This is a genomic window from Corynebacterium sp. HMSC08D02 (genome assembly GCF_001807505.1).
GTDB classification, from domain to species: Bacteria; Actinomycetota; Actinomycetes; order Mycobacteriales; family Mycobacteriaceae; genus Corynebacterium; species Corynebacterium pseudogenitalium.
The window spans coordinates 49,607-68,061 of the sequence record NZ_KV789235.1 but is presented as its reverse complement, the minus strand read 5'-3'; the positions used below and the strand labels follow the sequence as shown (position 1 = coordinate 68,061).

At 56.5% G+C, this 18,455-nt stretch carries 19 protein-coding genes; all 19 read right to left on the bottom strand.

The genetic code is table 11. From position 1 onward, the window contains the following. Positions 1-7 precede the first annotated feature (7 nt). On the bottom strand, positions 8-976 hold the full coding sequence (yvcK, locus tag HMPREF3170_RS00620; protein ID WP_070477072.1) for a gluconeogenesis factor YvcK family protein: 969 nt from the start codon (positions 974-976) through the stop codon (positions 8-10). A 37-nt stretch (positions 977-1,013) separates the two neighbouring features. Next, the gene (rapZ, locus tag HMPREF3170_RS00615) at positions 1,014-1,904 is read right to left on the bottom strand and encodes an RNase adapter RapZ (protein WP_070477070.1); all 891 of its coding nucleotides are present in this window, start codon (positions 1,902-1,904) and stop codon (positions 1,014-1,016) included. A 13-nt stretch (positions 1,905-1,917) separates the two neighbouring features. Beyond that, positions 1,918-3,993 (bottom strand): excinuclease ABC subunit UvrC, encoded by a 2,076-nt coding sequence (gene uvrC / locus HMPREF3170_RS00610; RefSeq protein WP_070362418.1) that lies wholly within the window; start codon positions 3,991-3,993, stop codon positions 1,918-1,920. Positions 3,994-4,008: 15 nt separating this feature from the next. After that, positions 4,009-4,542 (bottom strand): PH domain-containing protein, encoded by a 534-nt coding sequence (locus tag HMPREF3170_RS00605; RefSeq protein WP_070477068.1) that lies wholly within the window; start codon positions 4,540-4,542, stop codon positions 4,009-4,011. Between the two features lie 45 nt (positions 4,543-4,587). Continuing rightward, positions 4,588-5,076: a 6,7-dimethyl-8-ribityllumazine synthase gene (gene ribH, locus HMPREF3170_RS00600; RefSeq protein WP_070362416.1), complete on the bottom strand. Its 489-nt coding sequence runs from the start codon at positions 5,074-5,076 to the stop codon at positions 4,588-4,590. Next, positions 5,077-6,345 (bottom strand): bifunctional 3,4-dihydroxy-2-butanone-4-phosphate synthase/GTP cyclohydrolase II, encoded by a 1,269-nt coding sequence (locus HMPREF3170_RS00595; protein WP_070477191.1) that lies wholly within the window; start codon positions 6,343-6,345, stop codon positions 5,077-5,079. An 11-nt stretch (positions 6,346-6,356) separates the two neighbouring features. After that, positions 6,357-6,944 carry a riboflavin synthase gene (locus HMPREF3170_RS00590; protein ID WP_070362415.1) on the bottom strand — a complete coding sequence of 196 codons (588 nt, stop codon included), beginning with the start codon at positions 6,942-6,944 and terminating at the stop codon, positions 6,357-6,359. After that, complete coding sequence (gene ribD / locus HMPREF3170_RS00585; RefSeq protein ID WP_141742148.1) at positions 6,944-7,906, bottom strand: bifunctional diaminohydroxyphosphoribosylaminopyrimidine deaminase/5-amino-6-(5-phosphoribosylamino)uracil reductase RibD; 963 nt, start codon at positions 7,904-7,906, stop codon at positions 6,944-6,946. Before ribD ends, HMPREF3170_RS00590 begins: the two co-directional genes overlap by 1 nt. After that, positions 7,906-8,571 (bottom strand): ribulose-phosphate 3-epimerase, encoded by a 666-nt coding sequence (gene rpe / locus HMPREF3170_RS00580; RefSeq protein WP_070362413.1) that lies wholly within the window; start codon positions 8,569-8,571, stop codon positions 7,906-7,908. Before rpe ends, ribD begins: the two co-directional genes overlap by 1 nt. 4 nt (positions 8,572-8,575) lie before the next feature. Next, the gene (locus tag HMPREF3170_RS00575) at positions 8,576-10,030 is read right to left on the bottom strand and encodes an RsmB/NOP family class I SAM-dependent RNA methyltransferase (protein ID WP_070477065.1); all 1,455 of its coding nucleotides are present in this window, start codon (positions 10,028-10,030) and stop codon (positions 8,576-8,578) included. After that, entirely contained in the window at positions 10,027-10,959 is a 933-nt protein-coding gene (fmt, locus tag HMPREF3170_RS00570) for a methionyl-tRNA formyltransferase (RefSeq protein WP_070477064.1), read from the bottom strand. Before fmt ends, HMPREF3170_RS00575 begins: the two co-directional genes overlap by 4 nt. Beyond that, positions 10,959-11,459, bottom strand: a complete 501-nt coding sequence (gene def, locus HMPREF3170_RS00565) for a peptide deformylase (RefSeq protein ID WP_070477062.1) — start codon at positions 11,457-11,459, stop codon at positions 10,959-10,961. Before def ends, fmt begins: the two co-directional genes overlap by 1 nt. 42 nt (positions 11,460-11,501) lie before the next feature. Next, entirely contained in the window at positions 11,502-13,511 is a 2,010-nt protein-coding gene (locus HMPREF3170_RS00560) for a primosomal protein N' (protein ID WP_070477060.1), read from the bottom strand. 11 nt (positions 13,512-13,522) lie between these two features. Next, positions 13,523-14,749, bottom strand: a complete 1,227-nt coding sequence (metK, locus tag HMPREF3170_RS00555; RefSeq protein WP_070477058.1) for a methionine adenosyltransferase — start codon at positions 14,747-14,749, stop codon at positions 13,523-13,525. 122 nt (positions 14,750-14,871) lie between these two features. Continuing rightward, positions 14,872-16,089 (bottom strand): bifunctional phosphopantothenoylcysteine decarboxylase/phosphopantothenate--cysteine ligase CoaBC, encoded by a 1,218-nt coding sequence (coaBC, locus tag HMPREF3170_RS00550; RefSeq protein ID WP_083290776.1) that lies wholly within the window; start codon positions 16,087-16,089, stop codon positions 14,872-14,874. Between the two features lie 85 nt (positions 16,090-16,174). Continuing rightward, the gene (rpoZ, locus tag HMPREF3170_RS00545; RefSeq protein ID WP_240492815.1) at positions 16,175-16,477 is read right to left on the bottom strand and encodes a DNA-directed RNA polymerase subunit omega; all 303 of its coding nucleotides are present in this window, start codon (positions 16,475-16,477) and stop codon (positions 16,175-16,177) included. A 36-nt stretch (positions 16,478-16,513) separates the two neighbouring features. Next, positions 16,514-17,107 (bottom strand): guanylate kinase, encoded by a 594-nt coding sequence (gene gmk / locus HMPREF3170_RS00540; RefSeq protein WP_070362405.1) that lies wholly within the window; start codon positions 17,105-17,107, stop codon positions 16,514-16,516. A 4-nt stretch (positions 17,108-17,111) separates the two neighbouring features. Next, positions 17,112-17,435 carry an integration host factor, actinobacterial type gene (gene mihF, locus HMPREF3170_RS00535; RefSeq protein ID WP_070363511.1) on the bottom strand — a complete coding sequence of 108 codons (324 nt, stop codon included), beginning with the start codon at positions 17,433-17,435 and terminating at the stop codon, positions 17,112-17,114. 217 nt (positions 17,436-17,652) lie between these two features. Beyond that, positions 17,653-18,453 carry an orotidine-5'-phosphate decarboxylase gene (gene pyrF / locus HMPREF3170_RS00530; protein ID WP_070477054.1) on the bottom strand — a complete coding sequence of 267 codons (801 nt, stop codon included), beginning with the start codon at positions 18,451-18,453 and terminating at the stop codon, positions 17,653-17,655. Positions 18,454-18,455: the final 2 nt, after the last annotated feature.

The following is an 18,455-nucleotide window of genomic DNA, read 5'->3' as shown; positions in this document are numbered from 1 at the left end:
GCGCACGTTATGCGTGAAAATCACGAACGAGAGATAGCAGCTCATGTGCAAGCTTGCGTGGATCATGCCGGTTTGTGTTGCGGTGCTGATCATCAACTTCATGAATATCTCGGAACAGTACAGTTGCACCAACTCGATCCGCGGCGCGCCCAAGATGAACGCGTTCGCCCTCCGTCGGGCTAATTGAGTTATCAGCCAGGAACACATCAACATGCAGGTTCGGAGCGTGCTGCTCGAAGACATGAATATGGCGTTCCGTGCTAAATCCCGGTGTCTCTCCTGCCTCCGGAGAAAGATTCAGCACTACAACTACCAACGCGGACGTCTCATTCAACGCGCGGACAATGTCCGGAACGAGTAGATGCGGAATCACCGACGAAAACCACGATCCAGGCCCGATTGTCACCACTTCTGCGTCCATGATCGCCTGCACTGCTTCGTCGGTTGCGGGAGGATTGTGGGGCAAAAGGCGGACGCGTCGCACAGTTCCGGGTGTGGTGGCAACGGCAACTTGACCGCGAACAGAACGCAAAACACGGGGGTCGTCGTCTAACCCCGCGACATCGGCCTCAATGTCGAGAGGCATAGGACTCATAGGAACAACCCTGCCCTGTGCGCCTGTCCATGAGCCGATGACGTCCAACGCTTGCTGAATATCGCCGAGTTCCTCGCTTAGTCCGGCAAGGAGCAGATTGCCAACTGCGTGCCCTGCCATCGCTCCATTTCCGCCAAATCGGTGTTGTAATGTATCTCTCCACAGAGCGCCATCTTCGTCATCCGCGGTCAGGGCTGAGAGCGCCATCCGCAGGTCACCAGGCGGAATGATATCCATCTCACGGCGTAGCCGACCGGATGAGCCTCCGTCGTCAGCAACTGTTACCACGGCGTGGATGGCTCGAGCCTCAGCCGCCCGCGCCGCCAATAGTGTTTGGTATAAACCGTGCCCTCCCCCAAGGCAAGTAAATGCAGGTCCCATAATTTAATCAGTGCTTCTTTCCAACGATAAAGAGCAGCTAGTTGCGTTCCAAGTCACGGTGCAAGACGTTGACGTCCACGTCATCGGACTCTCGAAGCCTGCGTACAATCTCCTCCGAAATTGCGACTGACCGGTGGTGCCCGCCAGTGCAGCCGATCCCAACAGTGATAAAGTCCTTACCTTCATGACGGTAGCCCTTGAGCATATCCTTCAGCATTGTCAAGAAGTTATCGACGAATGCCTTCGCTCCAGGCTGCGACAGAACATAGTCTGCGACTGGTGCATCGATACCTCGAAACTCCCGAAGCTCGGGGATCCAAAACGGATTTGGCAAAAACCGTACGTCCAACACTAAATCCGCATCACGAGGGGTCCCGTGTTTAAACCCAAACGACTCCACGGTGACGTGCTGTTTCGGTGCAGAGAGGTCGCCAACAGAGGCCTCAATCGACCGACGCAGGTCGTGAACTGAGAGGTGTGTCGTATCAATAATGAGATCTGCACGCTCCCGAACCGGGGCGATCTCCTTTCGCTCCCGTTCGATCCCCTCTTTCAGCGTGTCATTGCCCTGCAACGGGTGCGTACGTCGCACACTGTCGAATCGGCGGATAAGGACTTCATCGCGGGCGTCGAGAAATAAGATGAACGGAGATAGGCCTTTTGCCTCAATCGCCTCAATCGTCTCCATTAACGAGCCATTGAACATCCTGGCACGTACATCAGTGACTACAGCGAGATGGTCAACGGGGGAATCGTCCGCAGTTGACATCTCGACAAGATCGAGAATGAGCTGCGGAGGCAGATTCTGGGAAACGAAGTACCCCTTATCTTCAAAAACTTTCGCGGCAGTCGACAAACCACCACCAGAAAGCCCGGTGATTATCACAGGGCGACGAGATTCGGATGCAGGTAATAAAGGCGAAGTCATAGGCCCATACTAGCTAGGCTTCGACGTCCTTGTGTAGGTGCTCGAAAATCGTCTCTGCCAACTTCGGCCCGACCCCCGCTACCTGCTGCAATTGCTCAAGCGAAGCCTTGCGAATCTGTTTGACACTGCCGAAATGCTTCACCAGTTCTTTTCTCCGAGCAGGCCCCAGCCCCGGTACGTTGTCCAGTACTGATGCTCTCATCCGTTTCGAACGCTGCTGTCTGTGATAGGTGATCGCGAAGCGATGAGCCTCGTCTCGTATCTGTTGCAGCAGGTACATACCCTCGCAGTTTCTGGGCAAAATGATTGGTTCATCGTCATCGGCAACCCAGATTTCTTCCAGTCGCTTTGCCAGCCCGATGAGCTGCACATCCACGATACCAAGCTCATCAAATACCGCCTGCGCTGCGTTTACCTGTGGTTTTCCGCCGTCGACGATAAACAATTGTGGTGGATAGGCAAATCGTTGATTGCCGGTGGAAGCGACCTCACTCGCCTCCTCCGCAAACATCATCTTGCTTACTTCTTCGTCGGGATTGGCGAGTTTGTCCTCGTGGTAGCGCTTAAACCTCCGTCGAGTGACCTCAGCTATCGATCCAACATCATCGGAGCGCCCATCGCCGGCTGCTTCTTTAATTTGGTATCGCCGGTAATCGTTCTTCTTCGGCAGACCATCTTCAAACACAACCAGCGACGCCACAACGTCTGTGCCCTGAATATGAGAAATGTCGGTGCACTCAATTCGTAACGGAGCTTCATCCATGCCAAGCGCCGACTGAATATCCTGCAATGCCTGTGAACGGGCAGTGAGATCGCCTACGCGTTTCAGCTTGTGCTGATGGAGTGCTTCAGCGGCATTGCGGTGGACTGTCTCCAGCAACGCTGCTTTGTCGCCACGTTGCGGCACGCGGATGTCAACCTGCGCACCTCGAAGCTGTGTCAATAGCGTAGAGACGTCGGCCAACTCTTCTGGAAGTTCCGCAACAAGGATTTCACGCGGCACCGGAATACTCGGCACCGCTTCGCGATGCGATTGCTTATCGACGCCCCTTCGTCGGAATTGCTCTGTAATCTGTAGGTCTTCTTTTCGCTCCTGGGCGTCACGCTCAACGGCATCTGAGTAGTACTGAACCAGAAAGTCCTGCATCAGTGTGGGAACTGCAGGGTCCTTTTCCCCCTCTTCTAACCGGTCCAAACTGCCGGGTTCGTCGCCGGTCTTCTCAACGACCCAGCCTCGCTGGGCACGAATGCGACCACCACGAACGTTAAAGATTTGCACAGCTGCTTCCAGCTCATCGCTGTCGATAGCAATGATGTCAGCATCCGTATCGCTGCTGAGCACTACGGCTTGGCGCTCCATCACTTTGTCCAGTGCGCCAAGGTCATCGCGAAGACGCGCTGCCTTTTCAAACTCGAGTTCTTCTGCCGCAGTAGCCATTTGCTGCTTGAGGGATCTGACAACGTGCTCTGTTCGTCCGCCCATAAACGAGAGGAACCCGGCAACAATCTCGTCATATTCCTGTTGATCAACACGTTGTACGCACGGTGCCGAACACTTATCGATGTAGCCCAACAGGCATGGTCTCCCGAGCGACTCATGTCGATTAAACACACCGTTCGAACAGGTACGAATCGGAAACACTCTCGTCAATAGATCAAGCGTTTCGCGTACGGCCCACGCGTGCGAGAACGGCCCAAAGTAGCGGACACCTTTTCGTTTCGGCCCCCGGTAGAAGAATGCCCGGGGGTAGCGCTCTTTCACGCTCACAGCGAGCATGGGATACGTCTTGTCATCCCGGTACATGACGTTGAACCAGGGATCGAATTTCTTGATCCACGTGTACTCAAGCTGCAGCGCCTCAACTTCGCTCGCTACAACCGTCCACTCCACGGAGCTGGCGGTAAATACCATCTGGCGCGTTCGCGGATGGAGCTGCGCCGGTGGCTGGAAATAGTTGCTGAGTCGAGCTCGCAGGTTCTTCGCCTTACCGACGTAGACGACGCGACCATGAGGGTCGCGAAACTTATAAACACCTGGGTCGGTGGGGATCGTCCCTGGAGCCGGACGGTAGGAAGTGGGATCAGCCAAAACGCTCCGCGCTCCCTATTCTGACGGCATGTACTTAGCTTCGAGCTCGCGGAACTCCGCAACTGCATGCAACGCTAGCTCTTTATCTGCAGCCTGAATCGCCCACAGTGGAACGTATTCAAAGTCTGGAAGCTCTAGCCTGGCCATTCGGGCGCCCTTTGGGAACGAAAGCCCATAGATAACTAGCCAGGGGTAAAATCGCGTCCCGATAATGTTGGCTACCTCGACACCATCCTCATTGACCTGGACGCACGGCCGCGTCAACACGAGCCAGGTCAGAATCGAGAGGATGATACCGACTCCAACGAAAGCAAACTTGTCGAGCCACGTAATTGTGAGGCCCGAAAATTCCACGTCAACGACGGCGGCCATGAAGATGTGCACGGCCATCAGCACAAGAATGCATACAGCTGCGACTTTCTTCAGAAATGGGGACCGAATCGTCAGCTCCCACGGCTTAGTCGAGATCGAAGCGTGTGGGTCTAGTGCGTTGAGGTCTGCAAGCTCCGCTTCATCAATCTTGCGTGCAACCGACTGTTCTTCGCTCACTACTCTTTACTCCTCGCTGCCGTAGCACACGCTACGTTCTTTCAGTTATGAATGTTTCTTCGGGGTCGCTCGGACTTTTTCAAGCTCGATGAGGGCACCGATTGCTGCCTGCACGGCTTCCGCGCCCTTGTCTTCCTTCGCGTCCTCTCCACCAGCACGCTCGTAGGCCTGGTCTTCTTCTTCGACGGTGAGTACTCCGTTTCCGACGGGCGTTGATTCGTCGAGTGCGATGCGGGTCAACCCTGCGGTCACCGAGTCACAAACGTACTCAAAGTGCGCCGTCTCACCTCGAATTACGCACCCTAGCGCTACGACAGCGTCGTAACGCTGAGCACAGGCCTGCACCACAACCGGCAATTCTAACGCGCCAGCGACGGTAAATTCCGCATACTTAGCACCCATTTCTCGGGCAGTCGAGATCGCCCGGTCCCGGAGACGCTCCACGATTTTCTGGTTCCACAGTGTCGAAACAATGGCGACTGTATAGCCCTCGCCACTTATCGTCTGCGCATCAGGTGCACCGACACTTGCCATCTAATCGTCCTCCTGCTCAGTCCACGAAGCAGCCAACGGGAGATCATGCCCCATGCGCAACTGCTTGGTTTGTAAATACCGGATGTTCTCGTGAGTAGGCACAATTTCGATTCGAGCCCGCTCTTTCACGATCGGACCGAAGCCGCTGAGCGCTTCCACCTTTTCCGGATTATTGGATAACAGTGTAAACGAAATGATACCAAGGTCTTTCAAAATCTGTCCGGCAACCGAATACTCTCGGGCATCGACGGGCAGCCCCTGCTCAAGGTTGGCATCAACGGTGTCAAGGCCCTGGTCTTGCAGGCGATAGGCCTCGAGCTTGGCGAGGAGTCCGATACCGCGCCCCTCGTGCCCGCGAACATACACGAGCACACCACAACCCTTTTCCTGAATCCGGCGCATGGACTCATGGAGCTGCGGACCACAGTCGCACCGCTTCGACGCAAAGGCATCCCCCGTCAAGCACTCGGAGTGAACCCGCACAAGTACATCGTCACAGTTCGCGACGTCCCCGACTACCAATGCGATGTGCTCGGAACCATCGATGCGATTGCGATAACCGTACGCGGCAAACGTACCGAACTCGGTCGGCAACTTGGTTTCGACAGTGCGCTCGACTGTCATCTCATGGCGGCGTCGATAAGCAATAAGCTGCTCGATGGAGATCATCTTGAGACCGTGCCGGTCGCTGAACTTGCGCAGTTCATCAAACCGCGCCATATCCGTCGGATCCTCCTCGGACACGATTTCACACAACACACCGCACGGAGTAAGTCCTGCCAAGCGCGCGAGATCGATTGAGGCCTCGGTATGTCCATCCCGCGTGAGCACCCCTCCCTTGCGTGCGCGCAGAGGCACGATATGGCCCGGACGAGTGAAGTCATGCGGCCCATACTTCGTATCGACGAGGCGTCGAATAGTCTCAGCTCTCGATGTTGCGGAAATACCTGTCGATCCTGTCGCTGCATCGACAGTGACCGTGTACGCGGTGCCGCGGGCGTCCTCATTATGAGCAACCATGGGCGGCAGTTGGAGCTCATCCGCACGCTCGTCCTCGAGCGGGACGCAAATGTATCCGGAGGTGTAGCGCACCATAAACGCTACGAGTTCCGGGGTGGCGAACTCGGCGGCAAAAATAAGATCCCCCTCGTTCTCCCTATCCTCGTTGTCAACAACAACGACTGCTTCACCGCGAGCAATAGCTGCTACTGCATCTTCGACGGTGTCTAGCTGCGAATTACGTCCAACGGAGTCCTGAGGAGCATTCATGGAACCCAATGTTAGTGCCTCACCATGTTCTCAACGTATTTGGCAATGATATCGACTTCGATGTTGACCGAATCGCCTGATTTCCATGAACCTGCGGTCGTCGCCTGTAGGGTCGCAGGGATGAGCGAGACTTCAAACCAACCATCTCCTACTGCAGAGACGGTCAACGAGATCCCGCTGATCGTGATAGAGCCCTTTTCCACCACGTACTTTCGTACTTTTTCAGGGAGCGAAAACCGCAGTACGTCCCAGTGCTCACCAGGCGAGCGATGTTGAAGTGTCGCCACTGCATCGACGTGCCCCTGCACAATGTGACCACCAAGTCGGTCTCCCACTGCTAGTGCGCGCTCAAGATTGACCAGGGTTGCTTCCTTGTATTCACCGATACGGGAACGACGCAAAGTTTCAAGCATGACGTCTGCAGTAAAAGAATTTTCTGTGGCCTCAACTACTGTGAGACACACCCCGTCGACAGCAATCGAGTCTCCAAGTTCCACTCCTGCAAGTACGGTCTCTGCGCCGATACGGATCCGAACTGCGTCGTCGAGTGGCTCGATTGACGCCACCGAACCAACTTCCTCAACCAGTCCTGTAAACACTATGCAGTCTCCATTTCTATCAATACGTCCTCGCCAAGTTGGTGCACGTCGCAGATCTTAAATTCGAATGCGTCGCCTATCGTACGCGCCAGTGCAGCGTCCAGCACCGAGCGACCTTGGCCTAGCAGTTTTGGCGCAATATATGCTTGCACCCGGTCGACAACACCGCGGGTAAAGAAGCTGCTGAGGAGATTCGCTCCACCCTCAACAAGTACGTCACGGCAGCCAAGTTCCCAAAGTTCTGCGCATGCTGCCTCAGGGGTCGGATACTGCAAAAAGCCTAGCTCGCGTAAGTTTCCTTCGGGCACTTCTCTCGTGCCGATTACAACGCGGCGAGGCTGGTGCGGATACAGGCTTCCATCCGGTCTACGCGCGGTGAGCGAAGGATTGTCAGCGATCGCGGTTCCGGTCCCAACGATGATGGCGTCGCGTTGAGCGCGGTCACGGTGCACGAACTGGCGCGCCTCAGGTCCGGTAATCCACTTGCTGGAGCCGTCAATCGCTGCGGTGAACCCATCCAACGTCATCGCAAACTTCGCGGTCACGCTGACCCGATTGTGGCGTATAGAGGTAATCCAAGGCTGAAGGGCTTCAACGCGGTAAGGCTCGAAGCGGACGTCGATACCCGCGGCTTCAAGCCGCTGAGCACCGCCTGTAGCGAGAGGATTCGGGTCAGCCGTGAGATACACAACCTTGGCAACACCCGCAGAAATCAGTGCCTCTGTGCACGGGCCAGTTCGTCCAGTGTGGTTACACGGCTCCAACGTGACAACGGCTGTAGCGCCTTCTGCACGAGCTCCTGCCTTACGAAGTGCTTGAACCTCCGCATGTGGCCCGCCGACGGGGGCCGTCGCGCCGGTAGCGACTAGAACTCCGTCTGGGCTATACAACGCACATCCAACTGGTGGATTGGGACTCGTAGTCCCGCGGACTGCATCCCCTGCTGCGATAGCTGCTTCGATCACGCGACGCCAGCCGCTTCCTTTGCCATCCGACGCAGCGTATCTACTGCTTCAGCGGGATTATCTGCGCCGAATACTGCGGATCCAGCCACGAAGGCGTCCACACCGGCCTCGGCCGCCTGAGCAATTGTGGAGTTGGCGATGCCACCATCGATCCCAATTACCGTGGACAAGCCAGCAGCGCGAATGTGGTCACGCAGGGTAAACACCTTCGAGAGCACTTCCGGCATGAACTTCTGTCCGCCAAAACCGGGCTCCACACTCATCACGAGCACTTCCTCGAAATGCTCAAGATCGTCGAGGTATGGCTCGATTGGTGTGCCCGGTTTAATAGCAAATCCCGCCTGCACGCCTAATTCACGGCACTGCTTCGCAGCAGCGACGTGGTCATTCGTTGCCTCGACGTGGAAAATCATTCGATCACCACCAGCGTTGGCATAGGTCTCGAACCACTGCTCAGGTTCCTCGATCATGAGGTGCATGTCGAGAAACTGGTCGGTCACCCCGTTGACTGCTTTGGTCACATCCGGACCAAAAGAAAGGTTCGGCACAAAATGACCGTCCATGATGTCTACGTGGAGCATGTCGGCGTTCGGAACTTTCTCAACATCTTCGCCGAGAGCTGCATAGTTCGCGGCGAGGATGGACGGCGCAATATAAATCATGCCTCTACCCTAGTGTTTTCTTGCGAAGAACTGCGAAGAACATTGCGTCAGTTCCGTGGCGGTGTGGCCACATCTGCACACTACGATGTGGACCGACGTTTTCCATTGGCGCAACAAGTTGCTGTGCATCGCACTCCTCGACTTCGCCTGTGGCCAGCACAGCGTCAACGATGCCTCTGGTCTCCCGAATATCTGGCGAACATGTCGAGTACACGATTACGCCACCAGGTTTTGTCGCAGTAATGGCTATGTTGAGCAGCTTGAGCTGTAGCTGGGTGAGCGAAGCGATATCTGACTCGTGCTTCGTCCAGCGTGCTTCAGGCCGACGCCTCAACGATCCGAGGCCGGAACAGGGGGCGTCGACAAGCACTCGGTCGTATCCAGACTCGAGCTCAATGGTTGTCGCGTCCCCTGTGCGAACACTGACCGGCAAACCTTTCGTCGCCTTCTGCACAAGCTCCGCACGGTGAGGCGCAACCTCGACTGCATCAACGCGTGCACCATCAATTGCCGCCAAGGAACCGATGAATGCAGCCTTGCCACCCGGGCCTGCGCAGAGGTCCAACCAGCGTCCCTGGTCGTCAGCGACGGTCGCTTGGACAAGTGCCCGTGCTATCAACTGAGAGCCTTCGTCTTGTACCGCTGCGAAACCATCACGTACCGGCTGCAGCTCACCTGGGTTCCCCTCAGGCAAATACACGGCATACGGGGAGTACTTGCCAATGTCGCCACCAGTGATGAGTGCCAACTCCTCCGCGGAGATCTCGCCGGGCCGTGCGACAAGATGCACGATGGGACGCTCCGAGTCAGCTTCGAGGGCCTCGGCCAGCTCCGGATCATCTGCTTCAACCCCTAACGCCGTTGCAAAAGAACGAGCAATCCAAACAGGATGCGCGTGCTCGAACGCGATGCGCTCCAGTGGCTCATTGGGCTTGCAGGTGTCTATCCAGTGCTTCGAGGGTTGCCGACTCATCGTTCGCAGCACCGCATTAACAAAACCTTTCGCGCCCTGTTTCCCAGCGCCGATAACCAAGCGCACAGAAGTATCAACCGCGGCATGCTGCCCGACTCTGGTGTACAGCAACTGGTAAGCGCCTAATCGCAGAGCTGCGCGTACCTCAGCATCGAGATCAGCAATAGCGCGGCTCGAGCACTCCTGAAGAACTGCATCAATCACTCCGAGCGATCGCAGTGCTCCATACGTCAGCTCCGTGGCAAATGCAGCATCCTTGCCGCGCACCTTGTGTTCACGGAGTATTCCTGGCAAGACCAAGTTCGCGAACGCCCCGTCTATGTCGACGCGCATCAGCGTCGACCACGCTGCCTCACGAGCAGGGTCACCAATATCAACCTTTGGCGCTTGCTGGTTGGTTCGCTTTTGTGCAACCTTCGCCGTCTTCTTGCTTACTGTCGCAGGCTTACGACGCCCCGCAGACCGGGATCGGAACCCTCCGCTCATACAAATTTCACCCCTGCCTCAATAGTCTCGGTTGCGAGCCCGCGCCCCCACGCATCTGCAGCCATACGCTTCTTCCCAGGCGGTTGTATCTCTTGCAAGATCACATCGACTGTCCCAGTCCCAACTCGCACCCGATTCTTTTCGACGGCCACTTCGCCCGCGCCAAGCGTATCCGAGTCACCGATCGACACCGGCCCGATTTTGACACGCTGCTCACCGAGCATTGTCCACGCACCAGGTCCTGGCGTGTATGCGCGGATCGTACGATCAACTACTTCGGCGTCACAATCCCACTGAATCCGAGCATCCTTGCTCTGAATTTTCGGGGCATATGTGCCATCCACGGGCTGTGGTTCCGGTACTATGCTGCCACTGGCGAGACCATCCATCGTGGCAACAAGCAAGTCAGCACCCTCGTACGCAAGCCTGGTCAAGAGATCGTCCGCGGTATCGGTAGGCAAAATCGCTTCCTCAAACGTAGCCAGAACTGGACCTGTATCGAGTCCCTCATCGATGCGGAATGTCGTGGCACCGGTCGTCGTCAATCCCGACAAGATTGCAGCCTGGACTGGAGCTGCTCCCCGGAGCTCAGGCAGAAGCGAGAAGTGGAGGTTCACCCACCCGTGCTGAGGCAAGTCGAGCAGCTCAGGTGGAACAAGGTTGCCGTACGCTACTACGGGAATCGCATCTGGAGCAATCGCACGTAGACGTTCGACGATTTCTGCATTACCACGCAATGTCTTCGGCTCAAGTACTTCAATGCCATGCTCAAGCGCAACTTTCTTAACGGGCGACGGGTGAAGCGTCCGCCCCCTCCCCTTCGGCGCGTCAGGGCGCGTGAGCACCGCAACTACTTCATGCTCTGAATGAAGCAACGCCTCCAGCGCCACGACTGCAGGTTCTGGCGTCCCAGCAAACACAATACGCATTACCGTTCCTTCCACCACGTTGATGTTCGAACTTGTGACATAGCTTGTTTCTTTTCTTCCGCAGACAGACGCTCCAAGAACACAACGCCGTCAAGGTGGTCAGTCTCGTGCTGAATGCACCGCGCGAGGAGTCCTGTTCCCAGGATCGACAACGGATGTCCCTCTGCGTCGACACCGTTGCAGACTACGGAGCGATATCGCTCCACATCGGCCCTAACACCGGGAATGGACAGACACCCTTCAGTACCCAGCTGACTATCCCCAGAAAGCGGCGACCACGACGGGTTCACAATGTGTCCCCGAAGCCCCTGGCAATCGAAGACGAACACCCTCTGGCTGTGGCCAATCTGATTTGCAGCCAAGCCAACACCACCTGCGTTATCCATTGTGTCGAACATGTCATTGACCAGCGTGCGAATCCGAGCGCCAAACTCAGTAACCTCTTGAGCTACTTCATTGAGCACAGGATCCCCGAGCAATCGAAGCCTGCGAACTGTCATGGATCGATAGTCTACCCACCTCTCGGCTCCACGGGCGCAACACTATCCAATATGCAGAGGGTCAACCTGCACCCGCAGCGGTAAATCCTGCTTGCGCGTCGCTCTACTGATCACTCCAGCCCGTAAAGCACGACCTAGCTCATTCCGTTCTTGCACTGCGCACCTCACCAGCATGCGCTGCGCAGGGCCGAACTGCTGCTCGTCCCAAGTGCCAGGTAATGAGACCCCGCTCGGTAAGTCGACAGGCCCCAATAACTCAGCAGCTAAAGGAAGCGTCGTATGTGCGAAAAAATCTTCCAAAGCGACACGTGGTGCGTCCACCACTGCTACGTGAGCAGCTGGCGGAAACGAAACCTCTCTTCGATGTCCAAGCTCAAGCGCCGCATAGCCGGACGGATCCCAGCGCAGGAAGAACTGCACAACCGCAATTCCCGGATCAGCGGTCACGACGACCTCCCCGCCGCGTTCATGGGGCTCAACCAGCGCTGCAGCCGCTATCCATCTCGAATATGTCTCTTCAGCTGCTCGCAAGTCTGGACGTTGCAGCAGCGCCCACGCATCCATCAGCACCGCTGCTCCGTACCCGCCTTCCACTACGGGTTCCGCGCCGGGCGTGGCTACAACAAGCTGTGCCTGAGGCTCAACCTCAGCGAGTACCTTCTCGCCCGAGGAGTTCCGCACACGAACATGAGGAAATGCTCGGCCAAGCTCCTCTGCCGTCCGGTCTGTGCCCAATACCACTGCGCGCAGCTTTCGCGAACCACATGCAACACAACGATAAGACGGATCTATGCGGCCACACCACCGGCAGGTTGGTGCGGAGGCATCCCCACTTTGTGGCAACTCGAGCGGTCCATTGCACGCACGACACCGCGACGGAGTGCGGCAATCACCGCAAGCCAGCGCACGAATGTATCCAGCACGAGGCACCTGAAACAGCACCGGGCGATTACGCTCAAGAGCCCGCTTTGCTGCTTGGAACGCCGCAGAAGGAAGCCTTGCTTGCCTTGCACGTGGGTCACGTTCTAGTGCGATGTCGGAATCCCCCGCTGCATAGATCCGCGGCATCCGCTCTCGAATCGTGCCTTTCGACGCCTCCAACCCATGCATCCAACCCGATTCGACCAGCATTTGGGTTTCTGCAGTTCTTGCGACACCACCGATGATTAAAGGGACGTGCTCAAGCGCGGAGCGCGTCGTCAAGACCTCGCGAGCATGCACATACGGCTCACGCGGGTCAACAAGATTGTCGTTGCCATCATCCATGAGCACAAGCAGTCGAAGATCCTGTACCGGCGCAAACGCGGCAGAGCGAGTCCCCACCACGATTCGGGCCTGCCCATGCAATGCCGAAAGATATCGTGAATACCTTGCCTGCGGACCCTGTGCAGAAGTGAGCGTGCTTATCTGCCGAGGCCCGACCACCTTCTTCAACTGTGCTTCGAGGCTATCTACATCTCGCTGGTCCGGTACGACGATGAGTGCTCCGCCACCGTCAAGCGCGACTTTTGCAGCCAAAGCAGCAACAGGACCTGCCCACGGAGCACCTGGTGCAACCTGCCACGCTGCTCGCACTAGCTTTCTGGCAAGCACAGCATCGACGAATGATTCACCGTATTGATATGTACTCCATCCCGAAAGATCTGGCTCGGTGGCCTCACCAAGCTCCGCCCAAGGTGTAGAAGTGTCTGTCTCTTCAGCTTTCTTATGCCGAGGAGGGATCGCTGAGCGATAGATATCAGACCTGACGCCGGCATAGCGCTCAGCGAGTGCGTCGACAAGCTGGCGTAACTGGATTGGAGCGACAACCTCCGATGAAATCACGCGCTCGAGGAACCGCAAGTTACCTACATGCTCAGGGGCCTCCGTCCGGCCAAGAATCAACCCATCAACAAGTCGACCAGCGAACCGCACCCGCACCCGCGTTCCCGGCTGCGCATCTTCTGACTGCTCTTCAGCTACGTAGTAGTCAAAGGTGCGGTCTAGATGTGCCAACCCAAGCTGCGGTAGCACCTTAGCGACAGGAAGGAAGGTTGCGGGCTGCTTCGACATTCAGCCGTGCCTTATACCCCTGCTGCAGCGCGCAGGTCATCTACCTTGTCCAAACGCTCCCACGGCAAGTCGACATCCGTGCGCCCAAAGTGACCGTACGCAGCCGTTTGGGCATAAATTGGGCGAAGCAAGTCAAGTTCTTTGATAATTGCGGCCGGACGAAGATCAAAGACCTTCTCCACAGCCTGCTGAATTGACTCGTTCGTCTGTCCTTCAGCTGCGGTGCCAAACGTCTCAACGTAGAGGCCAACCGGGGTTGCTCGCCCAATCGCGTACGCTACCTGCACCTCGACGCGGTCTGCTAAACCAGCTGCACAAATATTCTTGGCAACCCAACGAGTTGCGTACGCAGCAGAGCGGTCAACCTTTGATGGATCCTTGCCGGAAAACGCACCACCGCCGTGCCGGGCCATGCCACCATATGTGTCTACGATGATCTTTCGCCCAGTCAACCCGGCGTCTCCCATCGGGCCCCCAAGCACAAACGAACCCGAGGGATTAATCAGCAGCTTGGTGTCATCCGTGTAGAACTTCTCTAACCCAGCGTCAGCGATTACCCACTCGAGCACATGGGTACGGAGCGCGTTCTCGAGTTCCTCTCCGACGAAGTCCGGGTCGTGTTGCGTGGAAATAACCACGGTATCCAGTGCCACTGGGGTGTCGCCGTCGTAAGCGAACGTCACCTGAGTCTTACCGTCCGGGCGCAAGCCCACAACGGTGCCCATCTTTCTCACCTCGGTCAAGCGTCGCGCAAGTCGGTGCGCAAGCGCAATTGGTAGCGGCATGTACTCTTCGGTTTCATTCGTAGCGTAACCAAACATCAGCCCCTGATCACCAGCACCTGTTTGGTTGAGCGCTTCGATGGTGTCGTTCTCGCGCGACTCCTGAGAAAAACTAACGCCGTCCGAAATTTCAGCAGACTGATCGCCGATGGCGATGTTCACTCCACATGTACGGCCATCAAAGCCCACCTCCGACGAAGAAAACCCGATTCCGACCAACTTGTCGCGGACAATCTTGGCGATGTTTGAGTAAGCCTCGGTTTGTACCTCACCCACCACGTGCACCTGACCGGTCGTCACTAAGGTTTCTACAGCGACACGCGAGGACGGATCCTGCTTGAGCATGTCGTCCAAAATCGCGTCCGAAATTGCGTCGCAGATTTTGTCGGGGTGACCTTCAGTCACCGATTCACTGGTGAATAAACGGTAGTACGTACCAGTATCACGTGTAGACAAAGCGGTCTTCCTTTTGCTCTTTCGTTCCTACAGAGAATGGCCAGCGAAGACGTACCATCGCCAACCGTTGATGCAATGCACCTTAGAGTAGACCACTCGGTCTAATAATTCAAACGTCGTTTCTACATGTGGAGTGACTCAACCTTATCCAGCAGGTGCACTGCAACTTCCAGCTTTGTACCATGCGGAATCGCCTGTTCCCGACCCGAACTATCAAGGAACCACCCCTGATTGTGTGCCTGCCCGAAGACAGCTCCCTGCGCCACCGAATTCACCATCAGACCGTCCACTCCCTTGCGCTGCAGCTTGCGCCGGGCGTTCTCAAGTTCGTTATCGGTCTCCGCAGCGAACCCAATAATCGTCGCAGAGGTAAGCCCCTTTTTCCTCATCTCACCAAGTCCCTGCAAAATATCGGGGTTTGCAACCAGGTCCACCTGAGAAAGCTCTTGACTGTTGCCATCTTTCTTCAGTTTCTTCTGCGCCGCATGCCGTGGCCTCATATCAGCTACAGCAGCAGCCATAACGATGATGTCGGCTTGTGGAGCAAGGCTGCGCATCGCCTCATTCATCTGGAGAGCAGTAGTGACACGATGTATCTCAGCACCAGCGGGGATGCTCAAGTGGTCAATGGCACCGGCGACGATATCAACGTGGGCACCTCTTTGTGCCGCAATCTCTGCCAGAGCAAAACCTTGCTTGCCGGAGGAATGATTCCCCAAGAATCGGACAGGATCAAGTGGCTCCCGAGTGCCTCCGGCACTGATCAACACTCTTTTACCCTTGAGCGTTTGCTCAATTGGCCTGGTAGCAGCCACGGTCTCTGTCAGCTTGACAATCTGCGAGGGGTCGAGAAGCCGACCTGCCCCACTGTCCTTGCCCGTCAGCCGCCCATGCGCTGGCTCCAGTACGGTGTACCCCCGAGAGCGAAGGACCGACACGTTGTGTTGCGTAGCGCGATTGTTCCACATCTCAGTATGCATTGCCGGAGCGAGCACGACGGGACACGTTGCCATGAGCAGTGTGGAAGTTAAGAGATCATCAGCGCGCCCACCAGCCACGCGCGCCAGAAAGTCTGCAGTAGCTGGAGCCACCACAATGACGTCCGCATCCTGCCCGATTCGTACGTGCTGCACCTCATCAACGCGCGAAAAAACATCAGTGTCTACCGGAGCGCCAGACAGCGCCTCAAAAGTGGCCGCACCTACAAACTTCAAGGCGTTTTCTGTCGGAATAACCCGTACGTCAACCCCTTGCTCGCGAAATCCGCGAACAATCTGACAGGCTTTGTACGCTGCGATACCGCCCGAAACGCCAACGACTACCTTGCTCACTTCGTTCATAGCAAAAGAGTGTACGCAAAACCCCGCAGCCGCTTCCATTAGGGAGCCACTGCGGGGCAAGTGTGTGATATGAGGGTGCGGGGAGTTACATGCCCTCTTCGTGCTCGAGCAAACTCGAGTTGATCTCACGAAGCGCGATCGAAAGCGGCTTCTCACCCGGCTCTGGCGTCACCAATGGCCCGATGAACTCAAAAACGCCCTCGTCTGAGTTCTGGTAGTAGCTGTTGATTTGGCGGGCGCGCTTGGCCGCAAAGATTACCAAGGCGTACTTCGACGAAACCTTCGTCAGTAGCTCATCAATCGGGGGTGCGGTAATACCATCAGGGGTGTCGTATGCTTTTTCTTCCGCGTCGCCCGCAGAGCCATCTTGCAACAGATCGCTGTTGATCGTGCTCAATTCAACCTACTTCTCGTTGTACTTCAATTAATTGTCAGTGTCTCGGCCGTCAGACCCCACAAGAAGGTCCACTATAGCAGCGACAGCGTCATCGATGTTGTCATTGACCACGACGTTGTCGAATTCGTCCTGTGCCGCAATCTCGTTGCGGGCAGTTTCCAGACGACGCTCGATCACCTCTTGCGTCTCCGTGCCCCTGCCAGTGAGTCGCTCTACAAGAATCTCCCACGACGGCGGGGCCAAGAACACGGTGGCCGCCTCGGGCATCAAGCCTTTGATGTTTCGAGCTCCAACCAAGTCGACTTCGACGAGGACTGGCCGACCAGCCTCCAACGCCTCGCGCACTGGAGAAGCTGGAGTACCGGAGCGCTGGAGCCCTCCATGGATATCTGCCCACTCAAGCATCTCGCCCGAATCAATCTTCTGTTGGAACTCATCGGGCGTAACAAAGAAGTAATCCTTGCCGTCCTGTTCGCCCGGCCGAGGTGCGCGCGTTGTCATTGAGACAGAGAAGTACAGTTCAGGAACTTCTGTGCGCAAGCGCTGCACAACGGTTGACTTCCCTACCGCTGACGGGCCGGCCAGAACTACGAGATTACCGCGTGAAGTGGGAGTCGACACTGGATTAGTCCTCGGAGAAACCAAAGCGCTCAAGCAGGGCACGGCGCTGACGGTCACCCAGACCGCGCAGACGACGCGTCTGTGCAATCTCAAGCTCTTCCATGATCTCGCGAGCCTTCACCTTGCCAACCTTTGGCAGAGCCTCCAGGAGCGCAGAGACCTTGGTCTTACCGATGATTTCATCGGTAGCTGCCTTCTCCAAAACCTCAGCGAGGTTCGTGTCGCCGCGCTTCAGCGAAGCCTTCAGCTCTGCACGCTGCTTACGCGCTTCTGCTGCCTTCTCAAGTGCTGCCTTGCGCTGCTCATCGGTCAACTGTGGAAGTGCCACGGTTTCCTCCATGTAGATAGTAGTTCTATTGCTCCAGTGCTTTGGCACCGGACCGCGATTTACCAGCCCCGATAGTACCGGACTAAGCAAGCGGCTCCGAGCCAGTGTAGCACTAGGAAGTTTTCTTCATGATGTATTGCATGGCGTTTAGCCACGTCAACGCATCGACGCAACTAAACTACCAGCAATTATGCAATCTGGTAAATACGAGCTGTCCCTATTGCCAATTCGCCTGGTCAACAGCACGTTTTCGCAGTTCATCTGGGTCCGGACCAGCAGTAAGAATCCCACGTGACATATTGGGATAAAACTGCCCAACTCTCTTCCCCGCGATCTCACGAACGTCGTTAAAGCTAGCCCCTTGTGCGCCAACGCCTGGCATAAGAACTGGCCCAGTAAACCTCGAAAGATCAAGCGCGTATGAGAGCGTCGCCCCCACCACAATCCCCACATCTGAACGATGCGTGCTATTCAGCGCCTCACAGGCATCAACCATCTGCTGCGCGATTGTTACACCGTCTATCTGTTGAGATTGGAACTCCTGCGCCTCCGGGTTCGAGTTAGCAGCCATAACAAATACTCCTTTCCCATACTCGAAGGCAGTGTTGATTGCAGGGGCAAGGGAACCAACGCCAAGAAACGGAGTCAGCGTGAGGGCATCCACTTCTAGGGGCGATCCCGGTCGAAGCCAAGCGTCGGCATACCCTTGCATTGTCGAACCGATATCCCCTCGCTTCGCATCTGCTATCACAAGCGTTCGTGACTCCCGGAAGCGTTGAATGAGTCGCTCTAGGACGCGGAAGCCTGCGGATCCAAATCGTTCATAGAACGCGACCTGTGGCTTGACCACAGCTGCATGGCCGGCAAACGCCTCTACACAGGCATCGGAAAACGCGGCAAGGCCATCTACGGTATCTGGGAGACCCCACTGCTCAAGGATCTGTGCATGCGGGTCGATGCCCACACACAGCTGCCCGTGTTCACGGGCAGCACTGTGTAAGTCGAGCGCAAAGGACACGG

Coding starts and splice junctions, on each gene's coding strand:
- yvcK (WP_070477072.1), bottom strand. CDS start 976: ATGGGACCTGCATTTACTTGCCTTGGGGGAGGGCACGGTTTATACCAA.
- rapZ (WP_070477070.1), bottom strand. CDS start 1,904: ATGACTTCGCCTTTATTACCTGCATCCGAATCTCGTCGCCCTGTGATA.
- ribH (WP_070362416.1), bottom strand. CDS start 5,076: ATGGCAAGTGTCGGTGCACCTGATGCGCAGACGATAAGTGGCGAGGGC.
- HMPREF3170_RS00595 (WP_070477191.1), bottom strand. CDS start 6,345: ATGAATGCTCCTCAGGACTCCGTTGGACGTAATTCGCAGCTAGACACC.
- rpe (WP_070362413.1), bottom strand. CDS start 8,571: ATGATTTATATTGCGCCGTCCATCCTCGCCGCGAACTATGCAGCTCTC.
- HMPREF3170_RS00575 (WP_070477065.1), bottom strand. CDS start 10,030: ATGAGCGGAGGGTTCCGATCCCGGTCTGCGGGGCGTCGTAAGCCTGCG.
- fmt (WP_070477064.1), bottom strand. CDS start 10,959: ATGCGTATTGTGTTTGCTGGGACGCCAGAACCTGCAGTCGTGGCGCTG.
- def (WP_070477062.1), bottom strand. CDS start 11,459: ATGACAGTTCGCAGGCTTCGATTGCTCGGGGATCCTGTGCTCAATGAA.
- HMPREF3170_RS00560 (WP_070477060.1), bottom strand. CDS start 13,511: ATGTCGAAGCAGCCCGCAACCTTCCTTCCTGTCGCTAAGGTGCTACCG.
- coaBC (WP_083290776.1), bottom strand. CDS start 16,089: ATGAACGAAGTGAGCAAGGTAGTCGTTGGCGTTTCGGGCGGTATCGCA.